Here is a 17583-nt window from a genome sequence, read left to right as displayed (position 1 = left end):
AAAAAAGGCCGCTCATGCGGCCTTTTCTTATAAGGTATCTTTTAATTCTTTTATTGTTCCTCTTTTGGCCGTTCCAAATTCTGGCTCCTTTAATGAGCGCTTAATTTCTTTCTTTTTTAGACCTTTCATAAATAGCACTAAACTAAGCTGTTTTGGACGATTCTTATCTTCTTCTTGATTGATAAACGTTTGCACAAGATCAAATCCGTACATTGCAGGTCGCCCCATGACAATATTTACATCCCAATCAATACCTTCTTTATCCTCATGTGGATTTGATTCATACGAGTATTGAATTAGCTCAGTACATACAAATCGAGAATATGAATTTCCATTAAATGAATAATCATACTTTTTACCAATGCTTGAAAATGTTCTCTCAAGTGCTAGGGCCTTATCCTTCTTTTTTAAATTTGGTCTTAAGATAACTAGGTTATCCCATGCCATCGAAGGACCTAATTCCATAAAGACAACCCCAGGCTTTAGGCCTTCAAGTGTTACATATGGATTACCGTCTTCTTCACTTTTCTTATATTCCTTCATTGAATCAGGAAACTTCGCATGTAAGTAACTAAGATAATTTTTGCAATTAAGTCCTTGGTCGATACACTTTTGTGCATATAATTCGTTGGTTTCTTCATCCGCATTAAAGTAATTTGAAAACTTCGAGTATTCACCGATGTAAATTAGGCCGTGGGTCCAATTTCCTTTAAATACTAAATTTGATAGTTTCCCATATCGTTGAATCGCTCCGATATCACCTGGTTGAAATTCTCTTTCAGATACCTTTTGAAGCTCTTCTTCTTTTATTGCATGCTTCATCGGTAGGGCAACGTAGCTTAAACTTTTTAAAATAAACTCTTTAATACCGTAGAATATTGTATATCTTCCAGCATTCCATTCAGTTTCTTTCTTTAATGTTTTAAAGGCCTTGATTTCACCTTGAAATTCTTCAATCCCGTCAAATATCTTTTCAACAATTTCTTTATCTTTCGTATTCTTTGCAAGAGAGCTGATTTCATCTTTCAACTCATTAAAGTCAAATATTGTAGGATTTCTAAGATTTCTTAGTTCATATTTATCAAAGCCTGTATGTGAATGACGGTCATTACGTCTTTGTTTGTAATAACGAGAGTTATACTGCATTTGTTTTTTTACTGACTTAAAGAGTTTTTCAAACGCTTTTGAATCATAATTTATATCTTCAAAGTCATCAGATAGTGCAGCAATAAAGTTATCTCCACTCATCATCAAATAATTCATTAAGTTAATTGCAGTATTATATTTTTGAATCTTATAATCAATGGCCTTTAGCGCCTTAAGATAATTCTTCTTTTTTACGTACTTTCTAATTTGTTCAATCTCATGATCTCTAGAAGTCAACGTTCTTTCTAGCTCACGATATTCTTCAACAATTTTGACTCTCTCATGGTACTTCAATACGTAGCGTGGAGTGAATGTTGTTCTATATGAAATCTCTTCAGTATCTGTTGTAAAAGACTTTAATTCGCTCTCTAGCATATTCTTATAAGTGTCACTTGCTAGAGTGAAAGTATTAACTAGGATAAGTAGTATTGGCCCAACAATATATCGATTTTGCTTTGATGATTTCATAGAGTCATTTATAGCAAATAAAGAAAATTGTAGGCCTAAGTTTGTAAAGCTTACATATTAGGTTTAGATTTTAAACAATTGAATTCTGTCGATATTTTCCATGAATCCAGTTACTTAGGTCGCTTTTATAGTTCTTTGAAAATCTGCGATCACTTAGTCCTCCTGGTAGAACTGTATAGACATCGTGATTTCGATGATCGGTTACCATTTTCCATGAAGGGACAAATGACGTTGTTCTTCCATGAGCTTCATAGACAGCACCCTGAGTAATTGTCGATCGATTTCCTGGGATTTCAATATTATCAACATCAAAGCCTAGAAAAGACGGTAGTTTTCCGTCAAAGAGAATATGCTTCATTTTGTAGCGATTGATATCTCCCCAGCGGGTATCAGCTTGCCTTTGCTCACATTCTTTAAGGGCCTTGGCAATATATGTATCCTTGTCTGCTGTATCCTTAAACCAAATATGGTCAATATCATTTGTCAGAAAAATACGATCAAATAAACCATAGAAGTCTGCAATAATTGATGTCTCATCCATACAATATGTCGTTACTTGCTTTCCAAGTAAGTGATCACTAAAGAACGTTTTTAGAAGTGTTTTATAAAACGATTCAAAAATAGGCGCAATTTTATTATCTACATCATAATTACGGTTCCAGTTAATTAATTTTCTTCCAAGATCTGATTCCTCAAATACACTCTTAAAAACATTAATATAAAGGTCGGCCTGTCTTGAAAAAGTATCACCTTGCATCTGTTTAAAAAGATCTGTTGAATGCTTTTGATTTTCTACTAAAAGCTCAGTTACCCTATCTTTACGATATGAGGCCATTGGTGCATTTATAGCAGTAGGGAAGTGTTCATCTTGAATCCTATTATTGGCCGTTGCAATAATTTTTTCATTAGGGTTTTTAAAATGATAAAGCTGATGACCCTCGTAATAGCCTTGCCAAATATTTTGTTTAAAATATCCTTCAATTGGATACAGTCCTGAAAAGTTTCTCTTAGGTAGGACTCCTGATTGATGGTAGCCAATATTACCTTCAGAATCTGATAGAAGCCAGTTACAACTTATTGCTACATCTGAAACGCACTTAAATAAATCATCAACATTTTTTGCATGAAAGATATCCAGAACTGCCTTAAGAGTTTTTGCGCCACCTCTTTTTCGACATGACCATGCCATTGATAAATAGTGGCCATCTTTGATATTTTTTATTTCACTGTCTGCCTCTAGAAAACCAGCATGTGTTTCTTTAATATAAATTTCGACATCTTTTTTATTCTTTCTTTTAATAATATCTCTTCGAACTTTAAAATCAAAAAAGTTCGTTTCAAAGCGATACTTTCCATCGCGTACTTCTTCGATAAAATGATCCACCATATCCATGAAACCATAAGTAAAAGAAAAAGCAGTATCATCACTTCTTCCCATAACAAACCCTGGGACACCAGGCATAGTAATACCAAAGAAATTTCCAACATTTTGGATATTTGCTTTCATTTCATACCAAATGGCCGGTAGGCGATTGCATTCTAAATGAGGATCACATGCATGTATTGCGTGGCCCATTTTATTTGATACCCAATTATTAGAAGCTTGAATTTTAGGGATAAATTTTAAAAACTCATAACTTTCAGGAATTAGAGGATTATATATTTTTACTTTTTGTAAAAGATTGATCTCACTATCACTAATAGTATCAAGAGCGCCCTTAGCAAGGGACTTTACTCTTTCTATTTTAATATCTTGTGTTTGCTTATCTTGGTGATTTGTATTTTGAAGAAGCTGTATAATAAGCTTTTCAAGATCTTGTTGACCTTGGGCCAGGCCGAGGAAGCTCATGGCCTTGATTGTTAGTATTGTGTCACTAATTTTCCAAGTTTGAGGCGTGTGTGAGAGAAGCTTAAACTCAAATGGTAGGCCCTCGCTCATGGCCTTGTTTACTCCATTAACATAATAGCTGAGTAGATTAGACGTTTTCTCGTCAAGATTGTCTATCTCTTGTCTCGCAAAATAGTCTATTCCTAATTCACGCATATATTTATCAATAGCAAATGTTTCCTCTGTATCTTTTAAACACTCACATAGGCGACCTTGTGCAATTAGTCTAAGCATCTCCATTTGCATGAAGCGATCTTTTCCATGATAGTAGCCTTGGGCGTGAAGAAAGCTTTTGACGTCTTTTGTCGATATCTGTCTAGTTACATTATCTAAAATGTTTGTCTTGAAGTCTAAATTAGGTTTTTCCATATATTTATAATGACACGATTAGCGTTTCCTAAAAAGCAATATTTTGAGATATAATATTACAAATTACATTCAAGGATTTTTTATATGACTAATATTGATCATTCAAAGATACCAGATCTTGAACATCGCAATTTTAGAAATGATGATTTCTGGCAAAAGATTCCTGCATGGGCAGGCGTTACAAGAGGAGAGTTTTCTGACCACTTATGGCAGCTGAAAAACTCAATTCGTAAAATTGACCAAGTCAAAAAAGTACTAGGTGATAAAATTTCAAAAGAGTTTTTTGAAGACCTACAAAAAGGCCAACAAATAACTCCAATGAATATCAGAATCACTCCTTACGTTTTTGCACTTATTAATTGGGACGATCCTGAGAATTGTCCTCTAAGAAAACAATTCTTACCAATCGGCTCTCAGTTCTTAGAAGATCACCCTATGCATATGGCAGACTCTCTTAGTGAAGATGTTGACTCGCCAGTGCCGATGCTGACACATCGTTACCCTGATAAGGTACTCTTTCTTCCGCTAACGATTTGTCCAGTATATTGTTCTTACTGTACACGATCACGTGTTATTGGTGGCTCTACAGAGTCTGTTGAAAAAGAGTCTTATGGAGCAAATCAAAAACATTGGGATAATGTATTTGCATATCTTGCTCAACATCCAAAAGTTGAAGACGTTGTTATCTCTGGTGGTGATGCTTTCATGCTCAACCCAAAACAAATCCAATACATTGGTGAGAATTTATTAAAGATACCTCATATTAGACGTATTCGTTATGCTACTAAGGGAATTGCAATTTTCCCTCAAAAGATTCTTACAGATGATAAGTGGATGGAAGCATTAGTTAAGGTTCATAAGCTTGCTATTGGCTTTGGAAAACAAATGGTAATTCATACGCACTTCTCTTCACCGCTTGAAATTACGAAGTGGTCTCAAATGGCCATGGACCGTCTCTTTAGTGAAGGAATCTTAGTTCGTAACCAAGCAGTTCTTCAAGAAGGTGTAAATAACCATGTTGATGAGATGGTACTTCTAACTCGTAAACTTGGTTACATGAATATTCAACCATACTATGTTTATATGCACGATATGGTGCCAGGATGTGAACACTTCAGAACAACTCTTGGCGAAGGTGAAGAACTGGAAAAAGCAGTTCGTGGTACAACAGCTGGATTTAATACTCCAACTTTTGTCTGTGACCTACCTGGTGGTGGTGGAAAGCGTCACGTTGCTTCTTATGAATACTACGATCAAGAAAATGGTATCTCTGTTTGGCGTGCACCATACGTTAAACCAGATAAAGTTTTCACTTATTTTGATCCAATTCATAAATTGGCCCCTGATGCACAAGATCGCTGGAAAGATGCAGCAACTCGTAAGGCCATGATTGATGAGGCCATCAAAAAAGTTTAATACCTTTCTAAGTTATTGATTATATGCTTATGTGTGTCATTAAGTTGGCACACATAAGCTATTAAAATCTCGAAAATCTTACCTGATTTCAACATCCTACAATACACTTGAGTAATGAACTCATTCTTCCGATAAAATAAGTATATGAAATAATGATGCCTCTTAATAAAAATTAATGAGAGGCCACTAGAGGAAACTTATGCTTCGCTCAAAATTCAATAATATTTTTACTATACTTCTTTGCCTCATTCTTGTTTCACAAGTCAGTGTCTATGGGAATAATTTTAAATCAATTCAAAAAAGTGAAATCCCTAAGATTAAACAATTACTAGGTTCATCAAAGAAGCTAGATAAAAAAGCAGTTATTGAATATATAAAGCAAGGACTACCTGAATCAAGTACTGAATTTCAAAATCTTATTTATTCTAAATTAGAAAAAGAGCCGCAGAACAAAAGAGCACACAAACTTTCTGAGTATATGTATTCTGAAAAGAAGTATCTTAATGCTGGGGATGCTTGTTACTCGGCCACTAATCAATGTAGTGGTAAATTGGTATGCGATTTCCCAATTAAGTTAGATGTGAAAGATCAGTCGCAGCGTCCTTATGAAAAGTGCCTTGTTCCTAAGAATAAGAATCAACACTGTTCTATTTTTTCAGATTATTGTCTAGAGGGCTCATGCAAGAGAATGATAAGGGTTACTGATATCAATACTTGCCAAACTTATAAAGAAAGCTGTCGTCGTGACTCTGAATGCTGCTCTAATAGTTGTGATAAAGAAACAAAAACGTGTAAAGCAAATTATAAATGCTCTTCATGTATTGGTATTGGAAGTCGACCAGGAAAGAATCAAGAATGTTGTGAGTCTTTATTTAAAAACTCAAACGGAGTTTGTGCTCCAATTATTCCATCTTTTTCAGCAATTCCTGCTTTCTTAATGGAGTTATTAATTCCAAGTGTACAAGCTGCTGAAGTTGAAAGGAGTGAACAATTAAAAACATCAGTTGTCAGCGCAAAATCAAATATGAAAAAGCTATTAACTGACAATGGTGTTAACAATTCGAAAATTAATACTTATATGAATCAATTAGAGTCACAAATTAGTAATTGTGATTCTAAGCCAGTTAAAATAAGAGATCGCGATAGTGGTTTTTCTTATGAATACCCAAGACAGGAATGTTTTAAAGAATTATCAGATAAAATTACAATTGAGGCCAATCACCAAAGTGCAGTTGCTCGCAAAAAGGCTGAGGCAACTAAGATCTTAGATGATTTTAGAAACCAAACTAAGACTAATCCAAAACACCCTCAACATAGTGAGAGTGCCTTTGAATCGTTTCAAGCACCTTATATAAGTGCTTTAAATAGCTGTATTGATAAAAATACACAACTTGGAGACCCTAATACCTCGAGAAGAAAATCTAAGATTGATAATTGTGTAAATAATATTAAAGTTAATATTAATGATGGTGTTATTGAAGCTGATTATATCTCAATGTTAAGAGGTGGTGATTCAACAGATCCTGATTATAAATTATATTCAGGTATGGATGACAGCTCTCCTTTATTTAAAGATATATCAATCTCAGATATGAAGTCATGTCGTGTAAATCTCTTCGGAGATTTTCTATCAAAGCAGTCAGATAGTTATTTTGAAATGATGATGATGATGTTTGCTATGGATTATACAACTGGTGGTAAAGATGAAGGAGATTTCTTTCATATTAAATCCCAGTATAATACTGCTGAAGCAGCTAGAGGAAACTTAACTGGTACCAGTAACATCGAATATAATTGGAATGTACAAGTAAACTCAATGCGAGGATATAATCTTGATCTCTTTGATCCATCGATGGTTGGTAAAGGAAAACCTCTTTGGGATGAATTTGATCAAAGTGTGGGTGAGGCAGCTTTAAAAGAAATTCAAAACTATCTAAATAATCTTCCTGATAAAGAAGAAAAGATCTTTCTTCATTTATTCTATAATGGAAAGATTACTGCTGATGCTCAAAATAACATTATTAATTATTATATGAGAAAAGATCCTAAATATCTTGCTGGTTTTGATGGTAATAACCCTAAGGATAGAAATGGACGTTATAATATTAGAGATGTTGTTAGGTTTCAGGCCGTAAAATATAAGCATTCGCTTTATAAACTTTATTCCACGCTAAAGAAAAGATCTCTTGAAATGATGTGTCGCTGTGTTGATACAGTCGGCCCAATGAGTCCTACGGATTGGTTACAACCTGATGTTGAGGCCAATTACATTGCTAATTGTAATGGGCTTGGGATGTATGATTCATATGTCATTAATAGTGAAAAAACGGTGTGTGATGAAAATGAAGAAAATTGTAACCAAGTAGGCTCTAAAGATTATCTTGATACAGTTCACAAAAAAGAAGTCGAGTCCGTGGAAGAGGCCGGTGGTAGCGAGAGTATTGTTGAAAACTCTGTTGGGACAAAAATTGTTAAAAATGAAGGCTATAATGTTGCCAAAAGAGAAAATGATTATTTTGTACAAACTCTTGATAAAGTAACGGCATGTATTGGAAGTGGTGAGTGTGATAAGACTTCTCGCTATGATGAATTTGTCTCACAAGGAAAAGTTTCTTTTGAAGCGATAAGGAAAGAGACAGCAAAGGGACACGGTGAGGATTTCACTTTATTCTTAAGAGATATGGCCCTTATGAAAATTAAGGCCATTGAAGATGCAAGTCTACAAAATCTATCACATGGTACAGCTCTCTTTGAATATACTGTGCAATGGTTAAAAGAATATAATTGGAATTACATTAAATATAATGGTCAAAAATATACTTTATCTCGAAAATGTCTTTATCCTGTTTGTTGGATCATGGAATTGATGAAGTTTTTAGGCCTTCATAAGAATTCATTATTTAACCGTATCGTAAATGTATCAATGACAGGAGTGATGGGGATTTTAAGTGATGCTGATATGGATCTTGATCCTGAAAGAGGTCCTGAAAATATTTGTGGCCCACGTCGTAAAAGTAAGTGGAAAATTGCACGTGTAACAGTTGGTAAAAAATATAAAATTAAATGTATGAAATTCTTGTCGCGAAAAAATGATGTCTGTAATCAAGAGATGGCCGTAGGTGTTTGCTCCAGAAATACATACGTCAAACGAGAAGGTGGAGTCGCACTTAGGATAATTGATCCTTTCTTGCCTGATATGAGTTCAAATTATAATACGAGTTATCGCTCCACAAGTCCGATACGTTTTAATGCTCAAAAAGAAAAGACATTAAATTATTTTCCGCTTGATGATAAAGTCACAAATTACTATCGCGATCATGCAAAGGGATATTTCTTATCAACTTTAATATCTGAAGATAATGGCTTTGAGAGTGAAAATACGGATCGTAAGCGTATGGCACAGGAATTTGCTCAATATGCTTATCGTTATCACTTCTATGCTCCTAAGGTAACAAAGCTTGATTATTATATCACTCCAGGACTCATTCCGTATTTTGAGCTTCTTATAGCTAAGATGAATAATTACATGGGACAAACTCTTGCTAACCTCTCGTCCACAGCTGCGTACGCACTTAAAATGCATAATTATTGGTATACTGTTAAAGAAGGTCTTACTGATAATACAAAACTTGATAGAAAGCAAACTCAGCAGCCATGGGATCAGATACAGCTTAATAATGGATTTGGTGAGTTTACCAATTGGCTTTCAGGTTTTAGTACCGCCACAAATAATTTTAAAGATGCTATGACTAATAAGAAGGGGGCCAACTCTTCTATTCGTGGCCGTCTCGAAGCAGGTAAGGGCTCAAGCAATAAGGCCATTTCAGATCTAAGTAGAGGAGTTTCAAGACAGATCTCTAATAACGATCGTCGTCGTAAGGATCTAGGTTTAATGAGAGATGCCCTAAAGAAGCGAGGGAAATCTTCTGAATTTGATAATTTACAAAAATTAGCAGATGAAAGACGTTCCGAGCATGATGGTATTTTATCTTCTCTTTCTGATTCATTTAGAGATGGAACATTTGGTAGCGGCAGCAGTCAGCGCTCTAGAGGATCACGCTTAGGAATGCAAAGTGAAGATACATCGTCAAATGGCGAACAAGAAGGATATTCTCAAGAAGCAATAAATCCGGATGCTTTAAAGAATGGTAAGTCTCGTAAGGGTGGTGTTGGCACTTCTTCTAATACTAAAGTGGGTTCAAATGCACTAAACGAGGATAGCTTAATAGACTTTAGTAACTTAGAAGATACTGAAGGCCTTTTTGAAATGGATGATGACGCTGTTGTTACGATTGGTAACTCTAAAATGACGGCAGGACAATTAAAAGATCATCTTAGAAATCTAAAAGAAAAAGATAGTCGCAGGGCACAGCTTTCTAAGCAAGATAAAGAGTGGGAAAGAGATGGTGTCTCTTTATTCCAAATCATCTCGCAACGCTATCAATTATATGTTTTTCCAAAGGTATTAGAATAAAAACAGGGTGCCATGCACCTTTTGTTACGCATATGCGAAACAAAAGGTGCATGGCACCTAGTTATGATCCTGCAATCATTAAATTACTAAATAGAATTTTAGGAGTGAAAAGTGAGTGATCACTTGATGCTTCAACTTTATCACTTATAAGATCAATTTCACTTAGCATCTTAAAGAAGTTTCCACTTACAGTTACATCCTTAAAGTAAGTTTCTATTTCACCGTTATTCCAAATACGTCCACTTACTCCCAGTGAAAACTCACCAGAGATTGGTTTAATACCACTGTGAAGCCCTTGTGCCGTTAGAATTTCCACATATCGACGTGAGTTGAATTCATCTTGTGTATTTGTTCCTGCTTCAATTAGAAAATTTGATGTCGTGGCACTAAGAGGACTCTTTGCTCCACGAGTTGCACAGAAGTTATTTTCTAGTCCAAGCTCTCTTGCTGTAGCACTATTGTGAAGAAATTGAACTAGCTTTCCATTTTCTAGTAGGGTATTGGTTTGTTTCTTCTTTCCTTCACCATCAAATGGACAAACACTGTGGCCTGCCTTAAAGAAAGGATCATCTTTAAAAGTTAGTCTTGAATCAGCTACCATTTCTCCTAGTTTCTCACGCCATGGATTTGATTTATCAATGGCCGCCTTCGCACTAAAAAGTAGCATGAAACTTGAAATGATATTATCAAAGAGATCAACTTCAAATGTAACATCATAATCACCAGTTTTGATTTGAGATGCATCGATGAAGTTATTGGCCACTTCAAGAGATCCGTTAATCACTTTATCGTAATCTAGTTCTCTAAAGTCTCTTTTTGAATCAAATAGGTAGTGCATAGCATTCTTATCACCCTTTTTTACAAGAGCAGATGTGTATGCAGTATATGATTTTGACTGATGTGTACAAAGAACACCTTTTGAGTTTCCAATGGCAAAATTTGAAATTCCTTCGGCCATTCCATTATAAGGTGCAGACTCACAATTGCTATCACGCTTTCTAACTTCTTCTTCTAAAAAAAGTGCTTTTTCAATCATCTCATTAGCATCAGGTGAATACTCAATATTTGCCACAGGGTTGATATCATCAACTTGTGTACCTTCTTCAATTAATTGGTATTCATCAACTTTTGAAAATTTCGAATTTTGTGCTGCATTTTCAAGAATAGTCTTAATTGCATCATCACCTAGGTCTTCAGTGAAGCTTAGACCTACCTTTTGATCCTTAATAACACGTACACCAAGGGCACCTGTATTGGCCTTCTTATACTCACTTAATTCACCACTGTCTGCTTTTAGTGAAAAAGACTCAGAGCCTGAGATGATAACGTCAACGTCATTTAATCCCATGTCTTTTGCCATATTAAGGGTTTTATTAATTATTTCTTTTTGTGTTTGTTGTTTTGTCTTCGTGCTCATTTACTTACCTCCACCAACTAGGATCTCGTCAACTTTAAGTGCTGGCTGACCTACGGTCGTATTAACACCACCTGAAATTGAACCACATACACCAGCGGCAAAATCGAGGTTATCAGCAACCATGGAAACCTTTGTTAGGGTATCAGGTCCTGTTCCAATTAGAGTTGCGCCTTTTACAGCATCTCCAATCTTTCCATTCTTGATTTCATATCCTTCAATTACCGAAAAGTTAAACTCTCCTGTTCCTGGACTAACTGATCCACCGCCCATTTGAGCGCAGTAAATTCCGTGATCAATTGAAGAGATCATATCTTCAAACTTATCATTTCCTGCTTCAATATAAGTATTTCTCATACGTGAAGTAGGAGCATATTTATAAGACTCACGTCTTGCACTACCAGTTCTTGGGTGACCTGTTTTTTGAGCGCCCATTCTATCGGCCATAAAGTTTGTAAGGATTCCATCTTTAATTAGTTGTGTTTTCTGAGTGGCCATACCTTCGTCGTCGATATTAATCGATCCCCAATAGTTCTGGTTTGTTCCATCATCAACAGCACTAACGACACTAGAAGCAATTTGTTCGCCTTTCTTATCCCAGAATACTGATGCTTTCTTGGCAACAGACGTTGTTTCTAATAGGTGACCACAAGCTTCGTGAAAGATTACTCCACCAAATCCGTTATCAATTACAACTGGCATTTTTCCAGCTGGACATGGCTTGGCCTTAAGCTTTGTTAGAACTTCCTTTGCCATTTTTTCAGAAATATACTTTGGGTCTTGTCCAAGAATGAATTCCCAACCAAGCATTGCCCCTGGAGAGTATCCTGCGCTATCTTGAATCGTTCCATCACTTGCAATACAAGATGCTCTTAGGCGAATATAATTTCTCTCATCTGTAATGTGTAAACCTTCAGAATTGAAAATTTCAATTTCTTGCATTCTTTGAGTTGTTCCAATTGGAACTTGCGTGATTTTATCAGTCTGCTTACGAGTCATTTCATCAATGGCCATAAGTAGAGGTATTTTCTGATCAAGTGAGATATTATTTTTTAGACCTGTTTGCACGAAGTGTGCTTGATTAATTTTTTCAAAATTAAAATTTGTCGCAGTCGTAATTGGATCTCTTAAGTCTTTTGCACTAAGAGAAGAAACAATATCTAAAAGATCTTCTTTCTTTTTCGAATTAGTATATCCATAAAGTACTTTCGTTCCATAGAAGAGACGAATTCCGATACCAAAATTAATTCCATTTTCAATATTGTCGACTTTTGAGCTCTTAATTGAGATTGATTCAAAAGTTTGGCGATCAATAAAGATCTCTGCGAAGTCAGCACCACGCAACATTGCATAGTCAATAACTTCTTTTGCGATTTGATTATCTAACATAGTATATCCTCCAAAAGTGAGAATATTCTAACAAATGAACATGTTTAAAGGAAGGTAATTCATTCTAATGAGGCAATAGATTATCTTTATTACGCAGCTTCTTCTTGTTCTTTAAGCTTTTGCTGAATGCGTTTCACGCTTGAAGAATGACGCTCTGAGCGATCACCTGAGCGACGAGAGGTTAGAGATGAGATTCGATCAATTAATTCATCATGACGTGTTGTGATTTCATCAAATTGTTCTTTGTCGAGTCGGTATAATTCACAATATCCAAGAGCGCGAACATTAGCATTTCTCTTAGTGTCGTGTAGGAGAGCACTTTCACCAAAGATTTGACCTTCGTGAAGAGTTGCTACAACGTTTCCATCGCTTAGAATTACTTCAACACTACCATGGCCAATGATATACATCTCACTTCCTGTCTCACCGATATTGATAATAGTTTGCCCAGGTCCGTAGTATTTTTGCTCAAGGGCACCAGCAACCTCTTTAAGGCAGCTTGAAGTTAAATTCTTAAAGAATGGCAGATTTCGAATTAACTTCATATTCATGTAAACTGAAAGCTCACTTTGAAGGGCCTGAGGTAATTCATTAATAATTTTATTATCGTTTTCTGTAAGTCTCTTTGTTACAAGGTGATTGTAGTAACTGAAAACATTTTGTTGAAGTCTCTCTGGAACATTATAATGCTTCATAAAACTTGCTAGATCATGCATCTTCTCACGGTTTTGTTGCTTGTAGCGCTCACCATCTTGAACCATTTTTGTTACAGTACCAATGACAAAACCATAAACACCAACTCCTAAGATCATGATCACCATCGTAAAGAGGCGACCTTGATTTGTCGTAGGAGTAATATCTCCATAACCAATTGTTGTAAGAGTAGTTACCGTCCAATACATGGCCGTAATATAATGTGAAGTTCGGTCAATGACTTGCGCCTGATCTATTGGAGCAATCATAATCCAGCATAAGCTAATCCAGTGAACTGCAACAGAGAAGACAGTTAAAATGGCCGTAAATTTAATGGCCTTAGGCACAAAGGCAAGATGTGAGACTATTTCAAATAATCTTACAACTCGTACTAAGCGAAATAATCTAAAGTAAGTAAAAGCGTGAAAGCCTAGTGCGTAACTTAAGATATCATAAGGAATCGAGGCAATTAAATCGACGCTCATAAGTGTCATCCACTTTAAGCGATGGCCTTTAGATGTGAACTTCATATTTTGTTCACGTTTCTTTTGAAAACGAAAAATCAGATCACCTACAAAAAGTCCTGAAATAATAAGATCACTTACTAATTGCCACTTTTGAATCTTGGTTTGAAAAATGAACGAAAAAGGTGCCTCAATAGCAGTAAAGATTACAGCAACAAATATGATTGCGTTCCAGATAATCTCATTCTTTGTGAGGACCTTGTTATTAAACATTTAACCCGACTTATTGACTCAATATTGAGAAGTTTTATAACTTCATTAATTAACTTCGGCTAAATCCCTTAATTCTTTAGTATTTTTTATTGGGCCAGGAGAATTTTTGTAAATTTTTTGTCAAGCAATACGGTTGTTATTGACCGTATAGAGCTTTCAGGCATAATTATGTCGATATTATTATTTTTTAATGGAGTAAAATACAATGTTAAGAGTCGGACTCTTTATTCTCACTAATATCTTAGTTGTCGCAACAGTTGGAATCATCCTTAGTCTATTAGGGATTCCAATGCATATGAATCAAGGTGGATATAGCTTTGAAATGCTTATCATCTTCTGTTCTGTATGGGGATTTGCTGGATCATTTATTTCTTTGGCCATGTCAAAATTTATGGCAAAAAGAATGTATCCAATGACTGAAATTAGTGAAAACGATCCTAATTACGGATGGGTTGCTCAATCTGTATCAAATTACGCTAAATTAAGTGGAATTAAGAAGCCAGAAGTCTATATTTACAACTCAAATGAAGTTAATGCCTTTGCAACAGGGCCAAGTCGAAATAATTCCATGGTAGCAGTCTCTGCTGGACTTATTCATACCATGAGTCGTGATGAAGCAGAGGGTGTAATTGGACATGAAATTGCCCATATTGCCAATGGTGACATGGTAACAATGGCACTTGTTCAAGGTGTGGTAAACGCCTTTGTCATGATTTTATCTCGTTTAGCTGCCATGGCAATCTCAAATGCTATGCGTTCTGAAGACGATGAAGGACCTGGTCTTGGATACTTTGCTCAAACAATGCTCGTCGTTGTTTTAGATATTGTCTTTGGACTACTGGCAATGCCAATAACAATGTGGTTTTCACGCTTTCGCGAATATAGGGCCGATGCAGGAAGTGCGCGCCTTGCTGGACGTGAGAAAATGATTGCTGCTCTTAGAAAGCTGCAACAAAGTACTAAAATGGTTGATAATAGCAATCCTAATATGAGTGCTTTTAAAATCTCTAGTGGCACAACAATGGCCGAGATTTTTAGTTCTCACCCTACATTAGAAAAGAGAATACACGCTCTTCAAAGCCGTTCTAACATTTAATAACACTATTTGTGCAAAATCTCCTCATGGCGGATAATTATATAATTAACACATGAGGAGTTATAATGAAGAAGTTAATCTTGGCAGCATGGATGCTGTCTCAACTGACTAGCTATGCCCATAGCAGTTCTACGAAAGCATCAAAAGTACTTACCATCAACGCTAAATCAAATTACGCTAAAACTCTTAAGGGCCTGCAAGAAAATGGTTTTGATGTTCTTGGTGTGGATATTAAAAATGAGCTAATTGATGTGGCCCTAACTAAAGATGAATTCATTGAATTTAAAAAATATAATTTCAAAATCAACGAATCTCGAAATGAGCTTCTTACAAGCTCTATTGATGAGCGCTATTTAAACTCTGTAGAAGTTGAAGCGCTTATGACTGAGTATGCTGAAAAATACCCTGCAATTGCAAAGAAAATCAAGATTGGAGAGACTCTAGAAGGACGCTCGATTTATGCAATGAAGATCTCAGATAATGTAGATGAAGATGAGGTTAGTGAGCCTTCTGTTTTATTTAATGGTATGCACCACTCACGTGAGATTATGACAGCAGAAGTAACGACAGACATTATTAAAGAGCTTTTAACGAAGTATAATAAAGATCAAAAGATTACTCATTGGGTAGATTCGAATGAGATTTATGTTCTTCCTATTGTGAATATTGATGGAAATATCAAAGTATGGGAAGGTGAGAATATGTGGCGCAAGAATGCGAGAGGTGGCTACGGTGTAGATATCAACCGAAACTATCCAACTAATTGGAATGCTTGTCGTGGTTCAAGTGGATGGAAATTCTCACAAACATATCGCGGAAGTGAGGCCGCAAGTGAGCCTGAAACTAATGTTCTTATGAATTTTGTCTCACAGATAAAACCAGTATTTAATATTTCTTATCACGCCTATTCAGAACTTGTTATTTACCCATATGGTTGCCGTGGCCAAAGAACTCTTAATCGTGAGGTTGTAGAGGGAATTGGAAAGGAGCTTGGACGTGTTTTAAATTATACTCCAGGGACTGCTTGGGAAACTCTGTATTCAGTAGATGGATCAGATATTGATTGGATGTATGAAGAAGAGCAAGTCATCCCTTATGTTATTGAGGTTAGTCCACGCTCTGATGGCTTTCAACCTTCTTATGATAAAAGAGATCCAACAGTTGCCCATAATCGTCTGGGTTGGCAGCTTCTCCTAGATCGTCTTGATGGCCCAATGGTTAGAGGAATTAATAAGAATGCAACAACGATAAAAGTTGAAAATGAAGATTTCTCAACAGAGTATCGTATTAATCCTGACGGAAGCTACTTTATTGTTCTGCCAGAAGGTAGTAAGGCTTCAGACTTTAAGCTTAGCTTTAAGAAGTAAAATTTGTAAAGGCCTCTAATATATTCATGCCCCTTTTCACATTTGAACTTGGGGCATGATTTATGACGATCCCATCAACTGGGGCCAAAATAGGGGTTATGACCTCTTCTGGCCTCTCCATCTTATCAAAGTGGTATAGACTCATAATCTTTTCACCTTTTTTAAAGAATTCACCAGGTGACTTATGGTATTCCACAAAACCTGACTTTGGTGCAAAGAATGATTTGTAGTCTTTAAGTAAGCAAAATGTTGCTTCATTTTTTGGACATTCTATTTCTTTATCTTCGATGACACCTTTTTTAACTAGGTAGTTAAATATATTGATCGCATCGGCCTTGCCTGCTTTAGAATCGATGATCTCTTCACTTCCTAATTCGAGAGTGTAGGATTCAAATGTATTTTCACTCTTATGAATTTCATGAAATTTTACCCATGGATAAAAAGTTGCCTCATCCATGGCCCCGCCAAATTCTGGAGGAATAACTAGGTTAAATGGAAAGTTTAATTCTTTCATTTGTTCTTTCAAGTAATCTGGGCCATAGACATAACGACATCCAACACCGGCCGTGTGAAGATCTAGGACAATGTCGGCATCACTGGCAAGTTCCTGGAGAGTGATAAAGAGATTCTTATTCTCATTTATTCCATACTCTTGGTGATAGCGACGATACTCATTAACTTTATTTTTTATAAGAATTTTAAAATCTTGTTTTGATTTGCACTCCTTGATTTCATCATCACTTATAAGGCCTTGCCCTTGTGACTGTGAGAAGAAGTCCAGATACATGCGATTCCAATTATCACCGGTAATAGGGTTGAATCGTCCATAAGTGTAGGTTCCCATTTTTACAGAAGTTGCATAAGGATTAGCATTTGGAATTAGGGTGATCTTACTATTAATCTTTTTGTCTTCTAAGAGATTTAAAAGTTTTAATATGGCCATATTCCCTTGAAGTTCTGCGCCGTGAACATTTGCTTGTATATAGACTATCGGTGCATTTTCATTAATTTTTTCTGGTGTTAATTCATAGATATTGAGTGCGTATTGCCCTTGATTGGTTTCATCAATAATTTGAGATCTTTTCGTTAACATCATCTTTCCTTTTTACTCATAGCCAATTATTTA

At 35.8% G+C, this 17583-nt stretch carries 10 protein-coding genes; 4 read left to right on the top strand and 6 right to left on the bottom strand.

The annotated features are described in order from the left end of the window. Positions 1–27: 27 nt before the first annotated feature. Together BALOs_RS07875 and BALOs_RS07870 are read right to left on the bottom strand one after the other, a co-directional pair. Positions 28–1614 (bottom strand): hypothetical protein, encoded by a 1587-nt coding sequence (locus BALOs_RS07875; RefSeq protein ID WP_115362752.1) that lies wholly within the window; start codon positions 1612–1614, stop codon positions 28–30. 70 nt (positions 1615–1684) lie between these two features. Further along, positions 1685–3871, bottom strand: a complete 2187-nt coding sequence (locus BALOs_RS07870; protein WP_120404826.1) for a penicillin acylase family protein — start codon at positions 3869–3871, stop codon at positions 1685–1687. 84 nt (positions 3872–3955) lie between these two features. Here BALOs_RS07870 and BALOs_RS07865 point away from each other — a divergent pair, with 84 nt between their 5' ends. Beyond that, a complete protein-coding gene (locus BALOs_RS07865; protein WP_115362748.1) occupies positions 3956–5287 on the top strand; it encodes a KamA family radical SAM protein in 1332 nt (443 codons plus the stop codon). 199 nt (positions 5288–5486) lie between these two features. Beyond that, a complete protein-coding gene (locus tag BALOs_RS07860; RefSeq protein ID WP_120404825.1) occupies positions 5487–9761 on the top strand; it encodes a hypothetical protein in 4275 nt (1424 codons plus the stop codon). Positions 9762–9822: 61 nt separating this feature from the next. On the opposite strand, the gene BALOs_RS07855 is transcribed toward BALOs_RS07860, so the two are convergent. The 3 genes from BALOs_RS07855 to BALOs_RS07845 all read right to left on the bottom strand — a co-directional run bounded on the left by BALOs_RS07855 (position 9823) and on the right by BALOs_RS07845 (position 13994). Further along, entirely contained in the window at positions 9823–11178 is a 1356-nt protein-coding gene (locus BALOs_RS07855) for a TldD/PmbA family protein (RefSeq protein ID WP_115362744.1), read from the bottom strand. Beyond that, positions 11179–12564 carry a TldD/PmbA family protein gene (locus BALOs_RS07850; protein WP_115362742.1) on the bottom strand — a complete coding sequence of 462 codons (1386 nt, stop codon included), beginning with the start codon at positions 12562–12564 and terminating at the stop codon, positions 11179–11181. An 89-nt stretch (positions 12565–12653) separates the two neighbouring features. Beyond that, on the bottom strand, positions 12654–13994 hold the full coding sequence (locus BALOs_RS07845) for a cyclic nucleotide-binding domain-containing protein (protein WP_115362740.1): 1341 nt from the start codon (positions 13992–13994) through the stop codon (positions 12654–12656). A 205-nt stretch (positions 13995–14199) separates the two neighbouring features. Here BALOs_RS07845 and htpX point away from each other — a divergent pair, with 205 nt between their 5' ends. Both htpX and BALOs_RS07835 read left to right on the top strand, forming a co-directional pair. After that, entirely contained in the window at positions 14200–15090 is an 891-nt protein-coding gene (gene htpX / locus BALOs_RS07840; RefSeq protein ID WP_120404824.1) for a protease HtpX, read from the top strand. Positions 15091–15155: 65 nt separating this feature from the next. After that, a complete protein-coding gene (locus tag BALOs_RS07835) occupies positions 15156–16457 on the top strand; it encodes a M14 family metallopeptidase (protein WP_120404823.1) in 1302 nt (433 codons plus the stop codon). Here BALOs_RS07835 and BALOs_RS07830 read toward each other — a convergent pair. Then, on the bottom strand, positions 16447–17550 hold the full coding sequence (locus BALOs_RS07830) for a succinylglutamate desuccinylase/aspartoacylase family protein (RefSeq protein WP_162929611.1): 1104 nt from the start codon (positions 17548–17550) through the stop codon (positions 16447–16449). The genes BALOs_RS07835 and BALOs_RS07830 overlap by 11 nt on opposite strands. Positions 17551–17583: the final 33 nt, after the last annotated feature.

It is taken from the genome of Halobacteriovorax sp. BALOs_7 (assembly GCF_003612895.1).
Classification (GTDB): Bacteria; Bdellovibrionota; Bacteriovoracia; order Bacteriovoracales; family Bacteriovoracaceae; genus Halobacteriovorax_A; species Halobacteriovorax_A vibrionivorans.
The sequence above is the reverse complement of the archived record's forward strand: the minus strand, read 5'-3'. Positions and strand labels throughout refer to the sequence as shown.